The sequence below is a fragment of the Streptomyces sp. NPDC127190 genome, assembly GCF_042672505.1.
In the GTDB taxonomy this organism is placed as follows: Bacteria; Actinomycetota; Actinomycetes; order Streptomycetales; family Streptomycetaceae; genus Streptomyces.
In genome coordinates, this window is sequence record NZ_JBHXVE010000010.1 from 164,402 (window position 1) to 186,390 (window position 21,989).

Here is a 21,989-nt window from a genome sequence, read left to right on the forward strand (position 1 = left end):
ATGACCGCTCGCCGACCGTCGCCGACGTCCCTGCTCGCCCGGGTGCGCGACCGCTCGCCCGGGCTGGCCGCGAGCCTCCTGGCCGGCGTGGTCGCGGCCGGACTCGGCCTCGGCTCGCTCGCCGTGCTCGTCCTCGGCATGTGGATCAGCTCTCCGTACCCGGACAGCGGACCGGACGGCGCGCTGCATGTCGCCGCCGCGCTGTGGCTGCTGGCGCACGGCGTGGAACTGGTCCGCACCGAGACCCTCTCCGGCGCCCCCCTGCCGGTCGGGGTGACGCCGTTGCTGCTGCTGGCACTGCCGGTGTGGCTGGTGTACCGGGCGGCCCGGGACGCCACGGACGCCCCCACCGAGCCCGACGGACCGCCCCCGGTGCCGGCCCGGACCGTGTGGACGGGCGTGGTCCTCGGCTACCTCGCCGTCGGCGGCGCGGCCACCCTCTACTGCTCCGGCGGCGAACTGCGCCCCGAAGTGCGCTGGGTGACGGTCTGTCTGCCGCTCGTCGCGGCGGGCGCGGCCGCCGCCGGGGTGTGGACGGCGCACGGCCGCCCGCGCGAACCCCTGCTCAGCGTGCTGGTGGTGCTGCCGGGTCCCGTGCGGCGGCTGGTGTTCGGCGCGGACGCCCGGGCCCGGCTCGGTACGGCCGTCCGCGCGGCCGGTGCGGCGACCGCTGTGCTCTTCGGCGGCGGAGCGCTGCTGCTCGGCACGTCACTGGCGTGGCACGGCGACACGGCGCGGGCCTCCTTCCTCCAGCTGACGGAGGGCTGGACGGGCCGGTTCGCCGTGCTGCTGCTCGGCATCGCGCTGATCCCCAACGCGGCGGTGTGGGCCGACTCCTACGCTCTCGGCCCGGGCTTCACGCTCGGCGCCGGGCACCCGGTCCACGCGCTCGTCTCCGACCCCGCCCCGCTGCTGCCGCCGTTCCCGCTGCTCGCGGCCGTGCCCGACCCGGGCGCCGGGACACCGCTGAACTGGGCGGCGGGACTGGTGCCGCTGACCGCCGGGGTGACGGCGGGATGGTTCGTGGCGCGGGCGTCCGTACGGCGGCCGGGGCGGGGGCAGCCGGGGGAGCCCCCACAGATGCGCTGGTCGGCGGGGCGTACCGCCGCCGTGGTGCTGCTGACGGCCGTGCTCTGCGCCGGGATCCTCGCGCTGCTCGCCGAGCTGGCGGGCGGCCCGCTGGGCGTGGCCGCGCTGGCCCGCTTCGGCCCGGTGTGGTGGCAGACCGGCGGAGCGGCCGGGGCGTGGACGGCCGTGACCGGCCTGCCGGTGGCGCTGGTCGTACGGGCGTGGCGGCTGCGCGGCCGGCGTGGGCGGGGGGCGGCCATCCCCGCGCAGGGAGCGGAGCCGGTGAAGCAGCCGGACCAGAAGCCGGACGGGAAAGCGGACAAGAAGCCGGCGCCCGGCGAGAAGTCCACGTCCTCCGTGCCGTCGGGGCAGCCGGTGCCGCCCAGGGACGTGGCTGCGGCCGAGGCCGGGGACATCGACGCCGACGACGCGTACGAGGTCCTTCCCGTGGACGCCACCGCCGACCCCTACCCCTCGGACTGGCACGACGATCGCGCGCGCGCCTCCCGCTGGGCGGCCCTCAAGGAGGCGGCGGCCCTGAGAGAAGCGGCAGCCCTCAGGGAATCGGCAGCCCCCGGCGACCTCCCCCTCCCCGACGACCCGGTACGACAGCCCCCGGCACCCCCCGCGCCGCCGACCCCCTGGCCACCGGCGCCGTGGCCTCCGGCCGGACCCCGGACACAGCTCGAGGAGCCCACGCCCCAGGACCCGGACCGGACACCGGCCCGGGAGGCGACGCCGGAACCGGAACCGGACCCGGCACGGGAACCGGAGCCGCCGAAGGACGGCCGCTAACCGTTCTCGGCCCCCAGCACCCCGCGCAGCTGCTGCGGCAGCAGCTGTTCGCAGGACTGCTTGGCCTCGTGGGTCAGGGCGTCGTCGAGGCAGGTGTAGTAGTCCCGGTAGACCAGCTGGACGGTGAAGGTCGACGCCACCAGCAGCAGTGCCAGGGAGGCGGTGATCAGGCCGCCGATGGCCGCCGTCAGCTGGGGGCGGCCGGGACCGACGGCCGGGGTGCCGGGGCCGTTCGGGCGCGACGTGGCGCGCAGCGCGCTGGTACCCCAGTACAGGGCCAGCGCGCCGAGCAGCAGGGCGACGTACGGCCAGCCGAAGAGGACGAAGAAGACCGACCACATGCCGGACAGCAGGGCGTAGCGCGCGCGGCGCTGCGCCGGGTCCCTCGGATCCCACCGCATGCCGGATCCGCCAGGCCCACCGGGGCCGCCCGGACCACCCTGCGGACCGCCCTGCGGGCCGCCGCCGGGCCGCTCACCGAAGCCGCCGGGGGAGCGCCCGGGCTGCCGGTCGCTCCACTGGTTCCCCCACGGAGAACCCGGACCGTGCCCCTGACCCGGACCGTGCCCTTGACCCTGACCCTGGCCCGCATCGGAACCCGGGGCGTCGCCCGTCCCCTCCGGGTGGCGCGGCTGCCAGGGGCGGTCCGGGGCACCCTCCGGCGGGGGCGCGAACGGATTGTCGTCCCCGCGCTCACCGCTCGGGCAGCCGCCGTTCCGTCCGTTTCCGGACGCCTCCGGCGGTGCGGTCGGCCGCTCTCGCAGCACCACGGTGACGTGCGCCCCGGCCTGCGCCGACTGCGGGGGGAGCGTGAGGAGTCGCGGGCTGCGGTCCGGCATCAAGATGAGCGTCTTCCCCTAGGTGAATCCGACTGGTACGGAACGGGCGGTCACTTCGTGAACGCACCGCACGACAACCGCGTTCCCGACGCTCCCGAACCCGCTCCTCGCAGACGCTACCTTCCGGCCCCGCCCCCGTCCCGTGGGGGTTGTCCAGTGTGCCGGTATCGTTGCTGACGGTCGGCTGCTTCGTAGAGTTCCCCGTATCGAGGGACACGAAGCATTCGTACGAATGTACAAGTTCCACAGTTTCCCCGAGAAAGGGCCCCACCGTGGCCGCCACCCCCGCTGGCCCAGCGGTCAAGCGCCTCGTCGTGCTGGTCTCCGGATCCGGCACCAACCTCCAGGCGCTTCTGGACGAGATCGAGCGCACCGGAGCCGAGTCGTACGGCGCGCGGATCGTCGCCGTCGGGGCCGACCGCGACGGCATCGAGGGGCTCGCCCGTGCCGAACGGGCCGGGCTGCCGACCTTCGTATGCAGGGTCAAGGACTACGCGACCCGGGAGGAGTGGGACACGGCGCTCGCCGAGGCCGTCGCCGCCCACGAGCCCGACCTCGTGGTCTCCGCCGGGTTCATGAAGATCGTCGGGAAGGAGTTCCTGACCCGCTTCGGCGGACGCTTCGTCAACACCCACCCGGCCCTTCTCCCCAGCTTTCCGGGGGCCCACGGCGTCCGTGACGCACTCGCGTACGGCGCCAAGGTCACCGGCTGCACCGTCCACTTCGTCGACGACGGCGTCGACACCGGGCCGATCATCGCGCAGGGCGTGGTGGAGATCCGGGACGAGGACGACGAGAGCGCGCTGCACGAGCGCATCAAGGAAGTCGAGCGAAGGCTGCTCGTCGAGGTCGTGGGGCGGATCGCCCGGCACGGCCATCGCATTGAGGGACGAAAGGTAGTTATCCAGTGACCGCCACCGCCGAGAGCACGAAGCGGCCCATTCGCCGGGCGCTCGTCAGCGTCTACGACAAGACCGGGCTGGAAGACCTCGCGCGCGGCCTGCACGCGGCCGGTGTGGAGCTGGTCTCCACCGGGTCCACGGCCGGCCGGATCGCCGCCGCCGGCGTCCCCGTCACCAAGGTCGAGGAGCTGACCGGCTTCCCCGAGTGCCTGGACGGCCGGGTCAAGACCCTGCACCCGCGGGTGCACGCGGGCATCCTCGCCGACCTGCGTCTCGACAGCCACCGCGAGCAGCTCGCCGAGCTGGGTGTCGAGCCCTTCGACCTCGTCGTCGTCAACCTCTACCCGTTCCGCGAGACGGTCGCCTCCGGCGCCTCGGACGACGAGTGCGTGGAGCAGATCGACATCGGCGGCCCCTCGATGGTCCGCGCCGCCGCCAAGAACCACCCGTCCGTGGCCGTCGTCACCGACCCCGCCCGCTACGCCGACGTGCTCGCCGCCGTCCAGGACGGCGGCTTCGACCTCGCCGCCCGCAAGCGCCTGGCCGCCGAGGCGTTCCAGCACACGGCCGCGTACGACGTCGCCGTCGCCACCTGGTTCGCGACCGGCTACGCCCCCGCCGACGACTCGGGCTTCCCCGACTTCCTCGGCGCCACCTTCGAGCGCAAGAACACCCTGCGCTACGGCGAGAACCCGCACCAGCCCGCCGCCCTCTACGTCGACGGCACGGGCGGCCTCGCCGACGCCGAGCAGCTGCACGGCAAGGAGATGTCGTACAACAACTACACGGACACGGACGCCGCCCGCCGTGCCGCGTACGACCACGACGAGCCCTGTGTCGCGATCATCAAGCACGCCAACCCGTGCGGCATCGCGATCGGCGCGGACGTCGCCGAGGCGCACCGCAAGGCGCACGCCTGTGACCCGGTCTCCGCGTACGGCGGCGTCATCGCCGTCAACCGCCCGGTCTCGAAGGAGATGGCCGAGCAGGTCGCCGACATCTTCACCGAGGTCATCGTCGCCCCGGACTACGAGGAGGGGGCCCTGGAGGCCCTCACCAAGAAGAAGAACATCCGGGTGCTGAAGGCCCCGGACGGCCCGGCGAACGCCGTCGAGATCAAGCAGGTCGACGGCGGAGCCCTGCTCCAGGTCGCCGACCGCCTCCAGGCCGAGGGCGACGACCCGGCCACCTGGACCCTGGCGTCCGGCGAGGCGCTCTCCCCGGCGGAGCTGGCCGAGCTGGCCTTCGCCTGGAAGGCCTGCCGCGCGGTGAAGTCCAACGCGATCCTGCTGGCCAAGGACGGCGCCTCGGTCGGCGTCGGCATGGGCCAGGTCAACCGCGTCGACTCCTGCAAGCTGGCCGTCGAGCGGGCCGGCGAGGACCGCGCCCGCGGCTCCTACGCGGCCTCCGACGCCTTCTTCCCCTTCCCCGACGGCCCCCAGATCCTCATCGACGCCGGCGTCCGGGCGATCGTCCAGCCGGGCGGCTCGATCCGCGACGAACTCGTCGTGGAGGCCGCGCAGAAGGCGGGCGTGACGATGTACTTCACGGGAACGCGCCACTTCTTCCACTGACGCAACCGGAGGGTGCCACCCATCCAGGCGCCCCCCACCCCCCCAACAGGCCCCGGCCGGACCTCTCGTCCGCGCCGGGGCCTTCCCGTACCGGCCAGGCCGGCGACGTCACCGCGATCAGGCAACAGTCCGGGCAAAGCTGCCCTGACTGGGCATTCGGTAGAATCCCCCTTCCATAATTACCGCCTTCAGGAAGTCCTGGGTGAGTCACTCTCTGCGGGAGGTTACGGTTACGGGGCCGCTGAAGAAAGCGTTGCTGCTGGGGCCTGTCACAGCTTCGTCTCCCACACCCAGGTTCTGGTCAAGGGGGGTGGCGCCAAGCAGATTCAGGACATCCGGGCCGACGACGCGGTCATTGCCACCGACCCGAGAACCGGAAAAACAACGACACGCGAAGTCCTTGACACCATCACCACGAAGGACGACAAGGACTTCGTTGCGCTCACGATAGATGAGCATGCCGATGGTGTGGCCGGGCATTCCGTCGTTGCCACCACAACCCATCCCTTCTGGTCTCCGTCCCAAGGTGCGTGGGTGGATGCCGGCGATCTGCGCCCCGGCATGACACTGCGCACCGAAGCAGGACACCAGGTCAAGATCGCCGCCGTCCGCCACTTCACCAAGCGACAGATCACCCATGACCTCACGGTGAGCGGCGTTCATACGTACTATGTGCTCGCTGGGCAGACCCCGGTCCTGGTGCACAACAGCAACGGCTGTGTTCTGCCAACGCCAAGCGTCTCCGATTCGAGGCTGCAGAACTTGGTTAACGATCTCTATAAGGGGACGACCAATCCGGCTCGGACTGGAGACGGTACGACGATGTCTGCGATTCGTGACGAGCTTAGTTCCGGTCAACTCGTGCACGGCCGTAACCACGTAGCCAAGGGGAATCAGTACGCCAAGGCGCTTAATAAATGGATATCGAGGAATCATAGAGGCGGGGATCCGCACGATTTGATCGTTGCGAGAAGTCTACTTGCCGACCTCAAGTCGGCCCTTGCGGGGGATTGATGGGAATGGATGAAGAGCAGTTCTTTCAGGGGCTTCTACAGGGCTTTCCGCAGCTTGAGGGCATGCGTGCCGAACATCTGGAATTCTATGAAGAATTCCTCTCCCATGTTTTCCTCGCAGAGGTCGCCCGATGGGCAGTGGGTTTGTTCGGCCATGCGGGGCAAGGCGTGACTGAAGAAGCCGTCGGGGTTCGATTGATTGATTTTATCGAGACTGCATACGTGCATGGAAACTGTGCGGTAAGGGAATTGATCAGGGTTTCGTTTGTTGAAAACCTGCCTTCCTCCGGTCAGGAAGGGGCCCGTATCAATGAACACCTGATGGGGAATCTCCGGAGGATCTTCCTGGAAACGCGGCAGGGGTGATCAGACGGCCTCCGGCCCTCCCCCGAGGGGGCCGGAGGCCGTTTGGTGTCAGGTCAGCAGGGGCGGAGGGACCAGATCGGGTCCCAGGTGGCCGTGCCGGCGTCGTAGGCCGTGGAGGTCCAGCGGACGCTGCCGTCCTGGTTGAAGAACTTGGCGACCGTGCCCGGGGTCTGGTTGTTGGTGTAGGGGCCGTCGCCGGTCCAGTTGTCGAGGTTCCAGGTCTGGCACTTGTAGAAGTCGAACTTGGTGCCGTTGACGAGCATGCACAGGTGGCCGTAGGCGCAGTCGAGGTCCTTCGCGGCGGACCTGTTCTTCGGGGCCTTGGTGAGGGTCAGGCCGTCGTAGCGGACGGTGTCGGCGGAGACGGAGAGGGGCTTGGGGTGGCCCGCGAGGACGTGGTCGGCCACCTGCTGGAGGCTGTCCGGTGCGGCGGCGGTGGCCGCCACCGTGGAGCCGGCGAGCAGGGCGGTGGCCGCGACGAACAGGGCGGCGGACTTGGCGAGGTTCACGTGTTCCCCCTTGTGAACGGTTGTGCGGTGTCGGTCGCTCCGCCCCGGCGTGGTCACCGCGGGGCGAAGTGACTTCAGCGTCGCAGCCGTTCCGGGGGAGGGGTACCTCGGATGTCCGAGGGTCAGCTGGGGGCCGGCGGTGTGTACTCCTTGAGGTAGTGGGCGACCCGGGTGCAGTAGGCGCGCCAGCGAGGGGGGATTCCGTGAGCGGCGTTCACTTTCGCGTACGACGTCCGGTAGGCCGCGGCGATCAGCAGGGGCTTGTCGCCGGGCAGGCCCGGCTTGAGACGGGGGTCGATGAAGCAGAGGTAGCGGCCCATCGCGGGGATGGAGAGGGAGGGGGACAGGGGCGGGGCGGGGGTGGAGGGCGCGGGGATGCCGTTGTCGTTCATCCACCAGCGCAGTACGCCCGGGGTCCAGCGGGCGATGCCGAACTCCTGGTTCTCCGGGTCGGAGAGGTTCGGGTCGAAGCCGCTCTCCGCCTTCAGCATCGCGGCGATCAGCGCGGGGGTGACCGCGCGCCGGGAGCAGAAGTGCGCGGCGTCCACGATGAGTTTGCGGTAGGCGACGGGGACGCCCCTGTCGGTGCGGAGTTCCGCCGAGCCGTAGGAGGCGAGGGCGGTCGGGGTGGGGCCGTGGTGGCCGGGGGCGGCGTCCGGCCGGGTGGCCCAGGTCCAGGCCAGCGTGGCGGTGAGGGTGGCCGAGACCGTGGCCAGGGCGATGCGGGAACGGCGGCGCAGGCGGGGGGTGGGGGTCGTACCGGAGGCGGCTGCCACCCGGCGGGACAGGGCCTGTGTGGTGACGCGGGTGGCATGGGTGCGGGCCAGGCAGTCGCGGACGATGTCCCGCCAGACGGTGGGGAGTTCGGGGGACAGGCGCAGTTCGTCGGTGCCGCGGGCGTAGGCGACGGCCGCGTCCCGGCGGGCCGACGGGGTGCCGCCGGGGAGCGGGAAGGAGCCGGTCAGCACCAGGTGGGCGAGGACGCCGTACGCCCAGACGTCGGCGGAGGGACGGATCCGGCGGCCGCGTTCGCCGATCTCGGACCAGAGCAGCTCGGGCGGGGTGTAGTCGGGGGTGGAGAAGGCGGGGGTGTAGGCGTGGGTGCCCTCGAGTTCCGCGGCCATGTTGAAGTCGGCGAGCCGGGCCGAACCGTCCGGCATGAGCAGGACGTTGGCCGGTTTCAGATCACCGTGCACCCAGCCCGCGCCGTGCAGCTGGGTCAGGCCCGCGCAGATCTGGGCGAGCAGCGCGGGACCGGCCGCCGGGCGGGGTTCGGCCGCGAGCAGGGTGGCCAGGGAGCCCGCGGCGCGTTCCAGGACGAGGACCGTCGCGCCGTCGAGCGCCGGGTGGTCCGGGTCGTCGACGACCAGCGTCTCGTACATCCGGATCAGCCGGGGCTGCCGGAGCCGGCCCAGCAGCGCGATCTCGCGCTCGACGAGTTCGCGCAGGTGGGTCAGCTGGCGCGGGGTTCCGGTGCCGGTCGGCAGGAACTTCAGGGCGGCGGTGCGGGGCAGCTCCGGGGAGCCGCCGGTGCGCCGGCCGACGTACACACTGCCGAAGGCGCCCGTCGCGATGGGCTCGCGTACCTCCCAGACGCCGACCCGGTAGCCCCGGGGCACGGGTACGGCGTACGGCTCGGTCACCGGGGTGCCCGGCCGGCCGTACCGGTCCCGGCCAGGACGGCCAGGTCGTCCTCCCGGACGAGGTCGAAGCGGAGCGCGAGGGAGACCAGGGACTCCTTCTTGCCGTTCAGCCGCGGCCCCTGCTCCGCCTCCTCCGGGCCGGGTTTGAGGCGCAGCTTCACGGCCAGGTAGTCGATGTTCCACTGCACCGAGGTGCGCGAGGCGGCCGGCCAGGCGGGGCGCAGCCGGTCCACGACCTGGTCGACGGTGGGCAGCGGGGCGTGCGGGTCGCCGCGCAGCCGCGGTTCGCACAGGGCGGCCAGGACGGCGAAGTAGCGTGTGGTGCGGTCGACGGAGAAGGCGGGCGCGGTGGTGTCGCCGTCCGCCCCGGCCCCGTCGCGCAGATAGTCGTGGCGCGGCGCCCACACCTCCAGCGCCAGCAGGTCACCGGCGGCGGGCAGCACGATCCGGGAGAACTCGAACGGGACCGGGGCGTCGAGCCGGCCGGGACCGACCTTGATGTGCTCGCCGGCGCCCTCCGGGTTCTCCACGACGTACGTCTGCCGTGCGGAGAGGTTGCTCAGTATCCAGAACGCCCCCTGGGCGCCCAGCTCGCCGGCCCGGCGGGAGACCCCGTCGTGCGGGATCGTCAGGTCGTTGCCGGCCGCCCGGCCGAAGGTGAGGCGCTCGCCGGGGGCCAGCCGGAGGCGCTCGCGCCGGTGTGGGTCCTCCGGGGTCGGCGGAGGTACGACGATGATGCTGTACAAGGTGCGTCTCCCGTGCCTGACGGGTGCCTGACGGCTACCGGGCCAGACTAGGGCGAACACACCAGGGCCGTGTCTCCCCTGAGCGGGTGAGACACGGCCCTTGAGGTGGATTGGCGTGAACCGTTCCGCGGGGCGCGCGGGTTCGGTTCCGCGCGCCGGATCAGTAGTTCGGGCGGTTGAACCAGGAGCTGCCGTTGCTGTTGGCGCAGAACACGATGATCAGGATGCCGAGCACCAGGCTGAGCAGTGCGAAGACATTGGCGCCCAGCAGGCTGAGGAGGCTGAACAGCGTGACGAGCGAGGCGTAGATGATCGCGGAGACGCGGACGCCGCCGCGGCCCTTGCTGAACTTCATGCCGGTGAGGATGGCCCAGAGCGCGAACGCGAGCACGATCACCCCGAAGACGATGATCACGCCGGCGCCGATGCTGGCGGCCTTGTCCGCGTCCGCCGACGAGACGTTGTTCTCGGACGACATGAGGTCCTTGAACCGGCTGGCGAACCAGGCGCTGGCCGCGAACATCACCACACCGCCGACCGCCTGGAAACCGCCCAGGATGAACAGGAACACCCGGGCCGCCTTCACGCTCCCCGGCATCTCCATGGGCCCGCCCGGGTAGCCGGGCTGCTGGTAGGCGGGGGCGGCGGGGTAGCCGTAACCGGGCTGCTGCGGCTGCTGCGGGTAGCCGTAGCCGGGCTGCTGGCCCTGCGGGGCCCCGTAGGGGTTGTTCGGGTCGCCGAAGCTCATGGCGGTGTTCCTCCGTTGGTCAAAGTGCGGGGACGAGGCGCGGCACTGCACGGAGGAGAGTTCTACAGATGCGGTCCGTCCCCCCGTTGAGCTGCCCGCTGCACTGTTCTGCTCATCGTTCTTGACCGGATAGTCGCTTGTCCAGCCGGGTGCCCGGGGAGTTGTGCAAGTGCAACATCGTCCGGGCACCCGGCCGGGCAGGGGTACGGCCCTCGGGGACCCGGATTGGAACCGGGGGGCCGTCATCCGCGAGGATGGGGTCATGACCGCCCAGATTCTCGATGGCAAGGCCACCGCAGCCGCGATCAAGTCCGATCTGACCGCCCGCGTGGCGGCGCTGAAGGAGAAGGGCGTCACGCCCGGCCTCGGCACGATCCTGGTCGGGGACGACCCCGGCAGCCAGAAGTACGTCGCCGGCAAGCACCGCGACTGCGCGCAGGTGGGCATCGCCTCCATCCAGCGCGAGCTGCCGGCCACCGCCACCCAGGAGGAGATCGAGGCGGTCGTCCGCGAGCTGAACGAGGACCCGGCCTGCACCGGCTACATCGTCCAGCTGCCGCTGCCCAAGGGCATCGACGAGAACCGCATCCTGGAGCTGATGGACCCGGCCAAGGACGCCGACGGTCTGCACCCCATGAACCTCGGCCGGCTCGTCCTCAACGAGCCCGCGCCGCTGCCCTGCACCCCCAACGGCATCATCTCCCTGCTGCGCGCCCACGGCGTCGAGATCAAGGGCGCGGAGGTCGTGGTCGTGGGGCGTGGTGTGACCATCGGCCGGCCGATGCCGCTGCTGCTCACCCGGCGCAGCGAGAACGCCACCGTGACCCAGTGCCACACCGGCACCCGTGACCTGTCCGCCCATCTGAAGCGGGCCGACATCGTCATCGCGGCCGCAGGCTCCCCGCACCTGATCCGCGCCGAGGACGTCAAGCCGGGCGCGGCCGTCCTGGACGTCGGGGTGTCCCGCAACGCCGAGGGCAAGATCATGGGTGACGTCCACCCGGACGTCGTCGAGGTGGCCGGCTGGATCTCCCCGAACCCCGGCGGGGTGGGCCCGATGACCCGGGCGCAGCTGCTGGTCAACGTGGTCGAGGCGGCGGAGCGCCGTGTCGGCTGAGCAGGCGGCTGAGCAGGCGGCTGAGCAGGCGGCGGGGCGGCCGGCCGACGGTGCGGCCGGTGCGCCGGCCGGCCGGGCCGCGCGTGACACCCGCGCCACCCGGCGCTTCCCGCGGATCACCAGGGACACCGCGCGGCCCGAGGGCGGCGGACGCGCCGCGGGCGGTGCCGCGCCGGCCCCGGCGCGGCAGTGGCCGATGCTCACCGTGACCGGGCTGGTGGCGATCGGGCTGCTGGTGACCGCGCTCGACGTGTTCCGCGTCGGCACCCTGCTGATCGGCGCCGCCCTGCTGGCCGGTGCGGTGATGCGGTGGACGCTGCCCAGCGTCGGCATGCTCGCTGTCCGCTCCCGCTTCACGGACATCGCCACCTACGGGATCCTCGGCCTCGCGATCGTCCTGCTCGCGATGATGGCCCAGCCCAGCCCGTGGCTCCAGATCCCGTTCCTGAAGGACACCCTGCACTTCACGATCAGCAGGTAGCGCACCTCACGATCAGCGCATGGCGCGGATACGGCGGTCCGTCCCCTCCCCCGAGAGGGACGGACCGCCGTCCTCCGTCAGCCTTCCCTGCCATGAAGTGCCTGTTCAACGCCTGTCCGTGCGCTGTGGCACGGAAGTGACCGTTCCGCCACGGTGTCCGTGCTCCGTCACTTCCGTCAGCCCGTGCCATTTCCGGTGGGAAAACCTCGTAGCACCGGGTGCAGAAGCGAGGCGACCCGTGCTCCCGTGCGCCCCCGCTCCGGGAACTGGGATCCTTAGGCAACACATCTCTGTGGGTAGCACTGAGCGGGGGAAGTGGGGGGTGGCGATGCCTCGTTGGAAAGACCTGCCGGACGATCTGGATCCGCAGATCAAGGAGTTCACCAGCCAGTTGCGGCGGCTCGTCGACCGCAGCGGCATGAGCATCGCGGCACTGGCCGACTGCACGGGCTACAGCAAGACGTCCTGGGAGCGCTATCTCGGCGGCCGGCTGCTCGCGCCCAAGGGGGCGATCGTCGCGCTCGCGGAGGTCACCGGCACCAGCCCGGTCCATCTGACCACCATGTGGGAGCTGGCCGAGCGCGCCTGGAGCCGGTCGGAGATGCGGCACGACCGGACCATGGAGGCGATCCGGATCTCCCAGGCCCGCGCGGCGCTCGGGGACTTCGGCGCGGCGGAGGCGACCGGCGGGCCGCCCGCCCGTCCGCGCGGCGGCGCCACCGCGTTCCCGGGGGTCGCCGGCCCGGCGGGCGTCTCGCCGGCCATTCCGACGCAGCCGACGGCCGCCGATGCCGACGCCAGAGCCGCCGCCGCCGACGCCGAGGCCGGGGCGCGGGAGGGCGGGGGCCGCGGGGCAGGTCCGGCGGACAGGGCCGGCTCGGGCGGCAACTCCTGGGGCGTGGCCGGATACCGGGGCCCGTCCAAAGCCACTGCCCGCCCGGCTGCGGGCGCGGGCGTTCCCGGTGCCGGTGTTCCGGGTGCCGGTGTTCCCGGTGGGGTTGCCGACGTTCCCGGTGCCGCCCGGCCCGCCGCCGAAGGGGCCGAGCGCCGGCAGCGGCTGACGATGTTCCTCGCGGGCCTGGTCGGCACGCTCGCCGTCATCGCCGCCGTCTTCTTCTTCACCGACCACGGCGGCGGGCCGAAGAACGCGCACACCGCCAAGTCGCCCGCCCCCAGCGCCCGTACGCAGGTCAGCGCAGCGCCCGGCGTCAAGTGCGCCGGCGCCGCCTGCACCGGCAAGGACCCGGAGACCATGGGCTGCACCGGCGATCTGGTGATCACCGCCCGGAGCGCCGCCGTCGGCTCCACGGTCCTGGAGGTCCGCTACAGCAAGGCCTGCGGTGCGGCCTGGGGCCGGATCACCGGCGCCACCCAGGGCGACCAGGTCCGGATCTCTGCGGGCAGGCTCCGCGAGACCGGGCGGATCACCGCCGTCGGCGACGCGATCGCCTACACGCCGATGGTCGCCGTACGGTCCGCCGGTGAGGCGACCGCGTGCGCCGCTCTCGCCTCCGGCCGTACGGGCTGTACGAAATAGGACGCGCCGCGGGGGAGGGGAGCGGCCCGGGGGCGCATCCGGGTGAATTCCCGGGATCCGTATGCATGGACGGCCGGATCCGGGGCACGCGAACGGTATCCCCCCACGGGAGTCCGGTGAGCCGGTACCCCCAACGGCGGCCGCCTCCGTCCCTACCTCTCCCGGACGGGCGGCCGCCTTTTGCATGCCCGCCGGCCCCCTCCGCCCGACCCTGTGGGCTGATCCACACCGCCCCGGCCGTCTCGCATGCCGGATGCGCGATAGCCTGACCGCTGGATCTCTCTTGACGCCAAGAGATCGATCATCCGCCCGGGGCAGTGACGCCCCACCGCCAGCTGTCATACGGAGAACGCCATGACCCGCACTCCCGTGAACGTCACCGTCACCGGCGCGGCCGGCCAGATCGGTTACGCCCTGCTCTTCCGCATCGCCTCCGGCCAGCTGCTCGGCGCGGACGTGCCGGTCAAGCTGCGCCTGCTGGAGATCACCCCGGCGCTCAAGGCCGCCGAGGGCACCGCCATGGAGCTGGACGACTGCGCCTTCCCGCTGCTCCAGGGCATCGACATCACGGACGACCCGAACGTCGCCTTCGACGGCGCCAACGTGGCCCTGCTGGTGGGCGCCCGGCCGCGCACCAAGGGCATGGAGCGCGGTGACCTGCTGGAGGCCAACGGCGGCATCTTCAAGCCGCAGGGCAAGGCCATCAACGACCACGCCGCGGACGACATCAAGGTCCTCGTCGTCGGCAACCCGGCCAACACCAACGCGCTCATCGCGCAGGCCGCCGCGCCGGACGTCCCGGCCGAGCGCTTCACCGCGATGACCCGTCTGGACCACAACCGCGCGGTCACCCAGCTCGCGAAGAAGACCGGCTCGACGGTCGCCGACATCAAGCGCCTGACGATCTGGGGCAACCACTCCGCCACCCAGTACCCGGACATCTTCCACGCCACGGTCGCCGGCAAGAACGCCGCCGAGACCGTGAACGACGAGAAGTGGCTGGCCGACGAGTTCATTCCGACCGTCGCCAAGCGCGGTGCCGCGATCATCGAGGCCCGTGGTGCCTCGTCGGCCGCCTCCGCCGCCAACGCCGCGATCGACCACGTGTACACCTGGGTCAACGGCACCGCCGAGGGCGACTGGACCTCCATGGGCATCCCGTCGGACGGCTCCTACGGCGTCCCGGAGGGCCTGATCTCCTCCTTCCCGGTCACCTGCAAGGACGGCAAGTACGAGATCGTCCAGGGCCTGGACATCAACGAGTTCTCGCGGGCGCGGATCGACGCGTCGGTGCAGGAGCTGGTGGAGGAGCGCGACGCGGTGCGCGGCCTCGGCCTCATCTGACCCGCGCCGCCTCCGGCAGCACTTCGAGCCCGTACGGCCTTGCCGTGCGGGCTCGTGGCCTACGTACCGGCGACTGCTTCCCGCCCGGACGTGTCCGTTTTCTCAGCTTTTCTTCCTGTTTTTCCGTGACGCCGCACACTTTCGGTCACCGATTCCGCATGCCGTTCTGCGGGCCGGGGCAGGCGGCCACGGTCCCCGAGGGGTCACGCGTGTGACCGAGGGGAACCGAACAGGAACGGAAGGCAACACGGAGCATGGCGGACAGAACGGAACGACAGGCCCAGGCGACCATTCACGCCGGAGGCGAGTGGCTGGAAGCGATCTCCGGGGCGACCCGGGAGATCCTCGACCCGGCGGACGCCCGGCCGTTCGCCGTGGTCGCCGAGGGCGACGAGAAGGACGCCGAGCGTGCCGTGGCAGCCGCACGCGAGGCCTTCGACCACGGGCCCTGGCCCCGCACCCCGGTCGCCGACCGCGCCGCCCTGCTGCGCCGCGTCGCCGATCTCCTCGTACGCGACCGCGAGACGCTCGGCCTGCTGGAGAGCCGGGACGCGGGCAAGACCGCCGAGGAGGGCCGGGTCGACATCGACTGTGTCGCCGACGCCTTCCGCTACTTCGCCGACCTGGTCGCCGCCGAGGCCCCCGGCCGGGTGGTCGACGCCGGCTCGCCGGACATCCACAGCACCGTGGTGCACGAGCCGGTCGGTGTCTGCGCGCTGATCACCCCCTGGAACTACCCCCTCCTCCAGGCCAGCTGGAAGATCGCCCCGGCGCTCGCCGCCGGCAACACCTTCGTGGTCAAGCCCAGCGAGATCACCCCGATGACCACCATCGCGCTGCTGGAACTGCTGGTCGAGGCCGGGCTGCCGGCCGGCGTCGCCAACCTCGTCACCGGACCCGGCCACACCGTCGGCGCCCGGCTCGCCGAACACCCGGGCGTCGACCTGGTGTCCTTCACCGGCGGCCTGGTCAGCGGCGTCAAGGTCGCCCAGGCCGCCGCCCCGACCGTGAAGAAGGTCGCCCTCGAACTCGGCGGCAAGAACCCCAACGTGGTCTTCGCCGACGCCTGCGCCACCGCCGAGGGCTTCGACACCGCCGTCGACCAGGCCCTCAACGCGGCCTTCATCCACAGCGGCCAGGTCTGCTCGGCCGGCGGGCGCCTCATCGTGGAGGAGTCCGTCCGGGACCGCTTCGTCGCCGAACTCGCCCGCAGGGCCGGCCGGATCCGGCTCGGCCGGGGCACCGAGCCCGGCGTCGAGTGCGGCCCGCTGGTCTCGGAGCAGCAGCGCGCCAAGGTGGAGTCGTACGTCGCCTCCGCCCTCGCCGAGGGCGCGGTGCTGCGCACCGGCGGCAAGCGCCCGGAACCGGACGCCACCCGCCCCGCCACCGGCTACTTCTACGAGCCGACCGTCCTCGACCACTGCCACCGCGAGATGCGGGTCGTCCGCGAGGAGGTCTTCGGCCCGGTGCTCACCGTCGAGACCTTCCGCACCGAGGAGGAGGCCGTCCGCCTCGCCAACGACACGGAGTACGGCCTGGCCGGCGCCGTGTGGAGCGCCGACACCTCCAGGGCCCGCCGGGTCGCGGCCCGGCTGCGCCACGGCACCGTCTGGATCAACGACTTCCACCCCTATCTGCCGCAGGCGGAGTGGGGCGGCTTCGGAAAGAGCGGAGTGGGCCGCGAACTCGGCCCCGCCGGACTCGCCGAGTACCGCGAGACCAAGCACGTCTACCAGAACCTCGCCCCGAAGCCCGTCCGCTGGTTCGCCGGCTGAACCGCACCCCGTCACGCCTGATCGCCTGACCCCCCTCTGGAGTACCCCTCCCATGTCCCAGCACACCCAGATCTACGACTACGTCGTCATCGGCGGCGGCACCGCGGGCTCGGTCATCGCCTCCCGCCTCACCGAGAACCCCGAGGTCACCGTCGCCGTCATCGAGGGCGGCCCCAGCGACGTCGGCCGCGACGACGTCCTCACCCTGCGCCGCTGGATGGGCCTGCTCGGCGGCGAACTCGACTACGACTACCCCACCGTGGAGCAGCCACGCGGCAACTCCCACATCCGGCACAGCCGCGCCCGCGTCCTCGGCGGCTGCTCCTCCCACAACACCCTCATCGCCTTCAAGCCCCTGCCCTCCGACTGGGACGAGTGGGAGGCCGCCGGTGCCAAGGGCTGGGGCGCCGTCCCCATGGAGGCCTACTTCGCCCGTCTGAAGAACAACATCGTCCCGGTCGACGAGAAGGACCGGAACGCCATCGCCCGCGACTTCGTCGACGCCGCCCAGACCGCTCTCGGGGTACCCCGCGTCGAGGGCTTCAACCGCAAGCCGTTCACCGAGGGCGTCGGCTTCTTCGACCTCGCCTACCACCCGGAGAACAACAAGCGCTCCTCCGCCTCGGTGGCCTATCTCCACCCGGTGCTGGACGAACGCCCGAACCTCACGCTCCTGCTGGAGACCTGGGCGTACAAGCTGGAGTTCGACCAGGGCCGCGCGGAGGGCGTCCGGGTGCGCACCAAGGACGGCGAGGACCTGCTGATCCGGGCCCGGAGCGAGGTCGTGCTGTGCGCCGGCGCCATCGACTCGCCGCGGCTGCTGCTCCACTCGGGCATCGGCCCCCGGGCGGACCTGGAGGCGCTCGGCATCCCCGTCGTACAGGACCTGCCGGGCGTCGGCGAGAACCTGCTCGACCACCCCGAGTCGGTCATCGTCTGGGAGACCCACGGGCCGATCCCGGAGAACTCCGCGATGGACTCCGACGCGGGCCTGTTCGTCCGCCGCGACCCCGGAAACCCGGGCCCCGACCTGATGTTCCACTTCTACCAGATACCGTTCACGGACAACCCCGAGCGCCTCGGCTACGAACGCCCGGCGTACGGCGTCTCGATGACCCCGAACATCCCCAAGCCGAAGAGCCGCGGCCGCCTCTACCTGACCAGCGCCGACCCCTCGGTCAAGCCCGCCCTGGACTTCCGCTACTTCACCGACGAGGACGACTACGACGGCCGGACCCTGGTCGACGGCATCCGCATCGCCCGCGAGATCGCCCGGTCCGAACCGCTGGCCGGCTGGCTCAAGCGCGAGGTGTGCCCCGGCCCGGAGATCGTCGGCGACGCCGAACTCAGCGAGTACGCCCGCAAGGTGGCGCACACCGTCTACCACCCGGCGGGCACCTGCAAGATGGGCGCAGTGGACGACGAACTCGCCGTGGTGGACCCGGAGTTGCGGATCCGCGGCCTGTCCGGCATCCGGATCGCCGACGCCTCCGTCTTCCCGACCATGACCGCCGTGAACCCGATGATCGGGGTGCTCATGGTCGGGGAGAAAGCCGCCGAGCTGATCGGGGGCGGTGCGTGATGAGTAGTAGTACCCCCGTCTTCTCGGTCTCCGGCCTGTGGAAGGTCTTCGGCCCCCGGCCCGAGCGCGTCCCGGCCGACCCCGAGCTGGCCGCCCTCGACCCCGCCGGGCTGCGCGCCCGCACCGGCTGCACCGCCGCCGTCCGCGATGTCTCCTTCGACGTCCGCAAGGGCGAGGTCTTCGTGGTGATGGGCCTGTCCGGCTCCGGCAAGTCCACCCTGGTGCGCTGTCTGACCCGGCTCATCGAACCCACCGCCGGCTCGATCGCCATCGACGGCGAGGACGTCCGCGCGATGGACCGCGCCCGGCTGCGCGAACTGCGCCGCCACCGCGCCGCGATGGTCTTCCAGCACTTCGGCCTGCTGCCGCACCGCACGGTCCTGGACAACGTCGCCTACGGCCTGGAGATCCAGGGCGTGGCGAAGGCCGAACGGCGCGAGCGCGCCGCCGAGTTCGTCGCCAAGGTGGGCCTGGAGGGCATGGAGCAGCGCCGCCCGGGCCAGCTGTCCGGCGGCCAGCGCCAGCGCGTCGGCCTGGCGCGGGCCCTGGCCGTCGACCCCGAGGTGCTGCTCTTCGACGAGCCGTTCAGCGCCCTCGACCCCCTGATCCGGCGCGACATGCAGGAGGAGGTGGTCCGGCTGCACCGGGAGGAGGGCCGCACGATGGTCTTCATCACCCACGACCTCAGTGAGGCGCTGAAGCTGGGCGACCGGATCGCCCTGATGCGCGACGGCCGGGTGGTCCAGCTGGGCACCCCGGAGGAGATCGTCGGCTCCCCGGCCGACGACTACGTCCGCGAGTTCGTCCGCGACGTCCCGCGCGAGCAGGTGCTGACGGTCCGTACGGCGATGAAGTGGGGCGGCTGCGGCGGCTCCGAGCACCCGGGCGCGCTGGCTCCGGACGCGGTGGTCGCGGACGCGATCAGGACGGTGGCCACCCTCGGCACACCGGCCTGCGTGCTCGCGGACGGCGCCTGCGTGGGAACCGTGGACCACGAACGGCTGCTGGACGTCGTGGCCGGGGTGGACCCGCGCATGCCCAATCCGCGCACCCCGGAGGCCGTCTGATGGCAACGCTCAGTCTCCCGACCGCCCCGGCCGCACCCCGGGTCCTGAAGAGCCCTGCCGCGGGCAAACTCCTCCTGCTCGCCCTCCTCACCGCCGTACTCCTCCCCCTCCTGCACGGCGGCTCCTGGCCCCAGCACCTCACCGTCCACCTGGACAAGCCCCTCGCCGCGGCCAGCAACTGGGTCATCGACAACCGCGACAGCCACCCCCTCTTCCTCTACTTCTTCGGGTACGTCAGCAACGCGGTCGTCCTCTCCGTCCGCGCCGTCTACCTCACCCTGCTCGCCGCGGGCTGGACCGGCGTCACCGCGTTCACCGCCCTCCTCGCCTGGCGCCTGGCCGGGCCCCGGCTCGCCGCCGGTACCGCGGTCGCGCTGCTGACCTGCGGGGCCCTCGGCATGTGGGTGCCGACCATGCAGACCCTCGCGCTGATGGTGGTGGCCGTCCTCGCCTCCGCGCTCGTCGGCGCGCTCCTCGGCCTCGCGGGCGGCCTCTCCGAGCGCCTGCACCGCGCCCTGCGCCCGGTCCTGGACACCATGCAGGTGCTCCCGGCCTTCGCCTACCTGCTCCCCGTCGTCCTGGTCTTCGGCATCGGCGTCCCCGCGGCCGTCCTCGCCACCGTCGTCTACGCCGCCCCGCCGATGGCCCGCCTCACCGCGCTCGGCCTGCGCGGCGCCGACCCCGAGGTCCTGGAGGCCGTGGAGTCGCTCGGCGCCACCCGCCGGCAGCGGCTGCTGACCGCCCGGATCCCGCTGGCCCGCAGCGAGCTGCTGCTCGGCCTCAACCAGACGATCATGATGGCGCTGTCCATGGCCGTGATCGCCTCGGTCATCGGCGCCGGCGGTCTCGGCGACCGCGTCTACCAGGCCCTCGCCTCGGTGGACGTGGGCGCCGCCCTGGCGGCCGGCATCCCGCTCGTGCTGCTCGCGATCGTCCTCGACCGGGTGACCGCGGCGGCGGGCGACGGCGGCACCCGCCCCAGGACCATCGGCCGGCTCTACGTCCTCGCCGTCACCGTGGCGCTCGCCCTGGCCGCCCGCCTGCTCGGCGCCCTGGACTGGCCCGCCGGCCTGACCCTGCACATCGCCGAGCCGGTCAACCGCGCCGTCGACTGGATGACCGGCCACCTCTACTCCGGCGTCCCGGTCGTCGGCGGCACGGCCGACTGGGCGGGGCACTTCACCACCTGGGTGCTCGACCCGGTCCGCGACGGCCTCCAGTGGCTGCCCTGGTGGTCGGTGCTGCTGATCGTGGCCGCCCTGGCCTGGCTGATCGGCACCTGGCGCACCGCGCTGACCGCCGTCCTCGCCATGGCCGCGATCGGCGTGCTCGGGGTGTGGGAGCCCTCGCTCGACACCCTCTCCCAGGTGCTGGCGGCCGTGGCCGTCACCCTGGTGCTGGGCTTCGCGACCGGCATCGCCGCCGCCCGCAGCGACCGCGTCGAACGCGCCCTGCGCCCGGTCCTGGACGTCCTCCAGACGATGCCGCAGTTCGTCTACCTGATCCCGGTGGTGGCGCTGTTCGGCGTCGGCCGGGCACCCGCCGTGGCCGCCGCCGTGGTCTACGCCCTCCCGGCCGTCGTACGGATCACCGCGCAGGGCCTGCGCCAGGTCGACCCGGCCGCGCTGGAGTCCGCGCGCTCGCTCGGCGCGACCGGCCGGCAGCAGCTGTGGCAGGTGCAACTCCCGCTGGCCCGGCGGGCGTTGCTGCTCGCCGTCAACCAGGGCGTGGTCCTGGTGCTGGCCGTGGTCATCATCGGCGGCCTGGTCGGCGGCGGCGCCCTCGGCTACAACGTCGCCTTCGGCCTGGCCCAGGGCGACCTCGCGACCGGACTGGTGGCCGGTGCCGCCATCGTCTGCCTGGGTCTGATGCTGGACCGGGTGACCCAGCCGGCCGAGCGCCGCGCGAAGAAGGGAGGGTGACATGCGCGTACGTACGACCGTCGGGACAGCCGCGGTGTCCGCGCTGTTCCTGCTGACCGGCTGCGGTGCCGCCGACATGACCAAGCAGGCCAGCCCGTTCGCCGACGCTCAGGGCGCGAAGACCGTCACCCTGTCCGTGCAGTCCTGGGTGGGCGCGCAGTCCAACGTGGCCGTCGCCCAGTACATCCTGGAGCACAAGCTGGGCTACCGCGTGGACACCGTCCAGGTGGACGAGGTGCCCGCGTGGGACGCGCTGAGCCAGGGCCGGGTGGACGCGCTCCTGGAGGACTGGGGCCACCCGGACCAGGAGAAGCGGTACGTCCAGGACAAGAAGACGATCGTGTCCGGCGGCGGCCTCGGGGTGACCGGCCACATCGGCTGGTTCGTGCCCACCTATCTGGCCCGGCAGCACCCCGACATCACCAACTGGCGGAACCTGAACAAGTACGCCTCCCTCTTCCGCACCGCGGAGAGCGGCGGCAAGGGCCAGCTGATGGACGGCTCCCCGTCCTACGTCACCAACGACAAGGCCCTGGTGCAGAACCTGAAGCTGGACTACCAGGTCGTCTTCGCCGGTTCCGAGGCGGCGCAGATCACCCAGATCAAGCAGTTCGCCAAGGAGAAGAAGCCCTTCCTGACCTACTGGTACGCGCCGCAGTGGCTGTTCAAGAAGGTCCCCATGACGGAGGTGAAGCTGCCGCCGTACAAGGAGGGCTGCGACGCGGACGCGGCCAAGGTCGCCTGCGCGTACCCGCACACCCCGCTCAAGAAGTACCTCAACGCCGGCTTCGCGAAGTCCGGCGGGCGGGCGGCGGCCTTCCTGAAGAAGTTCCGCTGGACGACGGAGGACCAGGACCAGGTCTCCCTGATGATCGCGGAGCAGAAGCTCAGCCCGGAGCAGGCGGCGCGGAAGTGGGTGGACAGCCACCCCTCCACCTGGAAGCGGTGGCTGTCCTGAGCG

General features: G+C 72.0%; 19 protein-coding genes. 14 read left to right on the top strand and 5 right to left on the bottom strand.

Annotated elements, in window-relative coordinates:
- Nucleotides 1-1,863: a DUF6350 family protein gene (locus ACFVIU_RS17890; protein ID WP_385843451.1), complete on the top strand. Its 1,863-nt coding sequence runs from the start codon at nucleotides 1-3 to the stop codon at nucleotides 1,861-1,863.
- Here ACFVIU_RS17890 and ACFVIU_RS17895 read toward each other — a convergent pair.
- Nucleotides 1,860-2,264 (bottom strand): hypothetical protein, encoded by a 405-nt coding sequence (locus tag ACFVIU_RS17895; RefSeq protein WP_385843452.1) that lies wholly within the window; start codon nucleotides 2,262-2,264, stop codon nucleotides 1,860-1,862. The genes ACFVIU_RS17890 and ACFVIU_RS17895 overlap by 4 nt on opposite strands.
- A gap of 710 nt (nucleotides 2,265-2,974) precedes the next feature.
- Between ACFVIU_RS17895 and purN the strand changes: the two genes are divergently transcribed.
- From purN to ACFVIU_RS17915, 4 genes are read left to right on the top strand one after another with little or no spacing between them, the layout of a single operon-like run.
- On the top strand, nucleotides 2,975-3,613 hold the full coding sequence (purN, locus tag ACFVIU_RS17900; RefSeq protein ID WP_385843453.1) for a phosphoribosylglycinamide formyltransferase: 639 nt from the start codon (nucleotides 2,975-2,977) through the stop codon (nucleotides 3,611-3,613).
- Nucleotides 3,610-5,178 carry a bifunctional phosphoribosylaminoimidazolecarboxamide formyltransferase/IMP cyclohydrolase gene (gene purH, locus ACFVIU_RS17905; RefSeq protein WP_385843455.1) on the top strand — a complete coding sequence of 523 codons (1,569 nt, stop codon included), beginning with the start codon at nucleotides 3,610-3,612 and terminating at the stop codon, nucleotides 5,176-5,178. Before purN ends, purH begins: the two co-directional genes overlap by 4 nt.
- Nucleotides 5,179-5,190: 12 nt before the next feature.
- Nucleotides 5,191-6,192 carry a polymorphic toxin-type HINT domain-containing protein gene (locus tag ACFVIU_RS17910; RefSeq protein WP_385843456.1) on the top strand — a complete coding sequence of 334 codons (1,002 nt, stop codon included), beginning with the start codon at nucleotides 5,191-5,193 and terminating at the stop codon, nucleotides 6,190-6,192.
- 5 nt (nucleotides 6,193-6,197) lie between these two features.
- Nucleotides 6,198-6,557, top strand: a complete 360-nt coding sequence (locus ACFVIU_RS17915; protein WP_385843458.1) for a hypothetical protein — start codon at nucleotides 6,198-6,200, stop codon at nucleotides 6,555-6,557.
- Between the two features lie 53 nt (nucleotides 6,558-6,610).
- Here the strand turns inward: ACFVIU_RS17915 and ACFVIU_RS17920 are convergent, their stop codons facing one another.
- The 4 genes from ACFVIU_RS17920 to ACFVIU_RS17935 form a co-directional block, all read right to left on the bottom strand.
- Complete coding sequence (locus tag ACFVIU_RS17920) at nucleotides 6,611-7,066, bottom strand: hypothetical protein (RefSeq protein WP_385843459.1); 456 nt, start codon at nucleotides 7,064-7,066, stop codon at nucleotides 6,611-6,613.
- A 122-nt stretch (nucleotides 7,067-7,188) separates the two neighbouring features.
- Complete coding sequence (locus ACFVIU_RS17925; RefSeq protein WP_385843460.1) at nucleotides 7,189-8,709, bottom strand: protein kinase; 1,521 nt, start codon at nucleotides 8,707-8,709, stop codon at nucleotides 7,189-7,191.
- Nucleotides 8,706-9,455 (bottom strand): FHA domain-containing protein, encoded by a 750-nt coding sequence (locus ACFVIU_RS17930; protein WP_385843462.1) that lies wholly within the window; start codon nucleotides 9,453-9,455, stop codon nucleotides 8,706-8,708. The genes ACFVIU_RS17925 and ACFVIU_RS17930 overlap by 4 nt, the downstream gene beginning before the upstream one ends.
- Nucleotides 9,456-9,615: 160 nt before the next feature.
- Nucleotides 9,616-10,203, bottom strand: a complete 588-nt coding sequence (locus ACFVIU_RS17935; RefSeq protein ID WP_385843463.1) for a hypothetical protein — start codon at nucleotides 10,201-10,203, stop codon at nucleotides 9,616-9,618.
- A 262-nt stretch (nucleotides 10,204-10,465) separates the two neighbouring features.
- Between ACFVIU_RS17935 and ACFVIU_RS17940 the strand changes: the two genes are divergently transcribed.
- The 9 genes from ACFVIU_RS17940 to ACFVIU_RS17980 all read left to right on the top strand — a co-directional run bounded on the left by ACFVIU_RS17940 (nucleotide 10,466) and on the right by ACFVIU_RS17980 (nucleotide 21,986).
- Nucleotides 10,466-11,320 (top strand): bifunctional methylenetetrahydrofolate dehydrogenase/methenyltetrahydrofolate cyclohydrolase, encoded by an 855-nt coding sequence (locus ACFVIU_RS17940; protein WP_385843464.1) that lies wholly within the window; start codon nucleotides 10,466-10,468, stop codon nucleotides 11,318-11,320.
- Complete coding sequence (locus ACFVIU_RS17945; protein ID WP_385843465.1) at nucleotides 11,310-11,801, top strand: DUF3017 domain-containing protein; 492 nt, start codon at nucleotides 11,310-11,312, stop codon at nucleotides 11,799-11,801. Before ACFVIU_RS17940 ends, ACFVIU_RS17945 begins: the two co-directional genes overlap by 11 nt.
- A 328-nt stretch (nucleotides 11,802-12,129) precedes the next feature.
- A complete protein-coding gene (locus ACFVIU_RS17950; RefSeq protein WP_385843466.1) occupies nucleotides 12,130-13,338 on the top strand; it encodes a DUF2690 domain-containing protein in 1,209 nt (402 codons plus the stop codon).
- Nucleotides 13,339-13,692: 354 nt separating this feature from the next.
- Nucleotides 13,693-14,682: a malate dehydrogenase gene (locus tag ACFVIU_RS17955; protein ID WP_385843467.1), complete on the top strand. Its 990-nt coding sequence runs from the start codon at nucleotides 13,693-13,695 to the stop codon at nucleotides 14,680-14,682.
- 254 nt (nucleotides 14,683-14,936) lie between these two features.
- Nucleotides 14,937-16,457, top strand: a complete 1,521-nt coding sequence (locus tag ACFVIU_RS17960) for an aldehyde dehydrogenase family protein (protein WP_385843469.1) — start codon at nucleotides 14,937-14,939, stop codon at nucleotides 16,455-16,457.
- Nucleotides 16,458-16,509: 52 nt separating this feature from the next.
- A complete protein-coding gene (locus ACFVIU_RS17965; RefSeq protein WP_385843470.1) occupies nucleotides 16,510-18,039 on the top strand; it encodes a GMC family oxidoreductase in 1,530 nt (509 codons plus the stop codon).
- Nucleotides 18,039-19,106 carry a glycine betaine/L-proline ABC transporter ATP-binding protein gene (locus tag ACFVIU_RS17970; protein WP_385843471.1) on the top strand — a complete coding sequence of 356 codons (1,068 nt, stop codon included), beginning with the start codon at nucleotides 18,039-18,041 and terminating at the stop codon, nucleotides 19,104-19,106. Before ACFVIU_RS17965 ends, ACFVIU_RS17970 begins: the two co-directional genes overlap by 1 nt.
- Nucleotides 19,106-21,028, top strand: a complete 1,923-nt coding sequence (locus ACFVIU_RS17975) for an ABC transporter permease (protein ID WP_385843472.1) — start codon at nucleotides 19,106-19,108, stop codon at nucleotides 21,026-21,028. Before ACFVIU_RS17970 ends, ACFVIU_RS17975 begins: the two co-directional genes overlap by 1 nt.
- A gap of 1 nt (nucleotide 21,029) precedes the next feature.
- Nucleotides 21,030-21,986 carry an ABC transporter substrate-binding protein gene (locus ACFVIU_RS17980; protein ID WP_385843474.1) on the top strand — a complete coding sequence of 319 codons (957 nt, stop codon included), beginning with the start codon at nucleotides 21,030-21,032 and terminating at the stop codon, nucleotides 21,984-21,986.
- The last annotated feature ends 3 nt before the right edge of the window (nucleotides 21,987-21,989 follow it).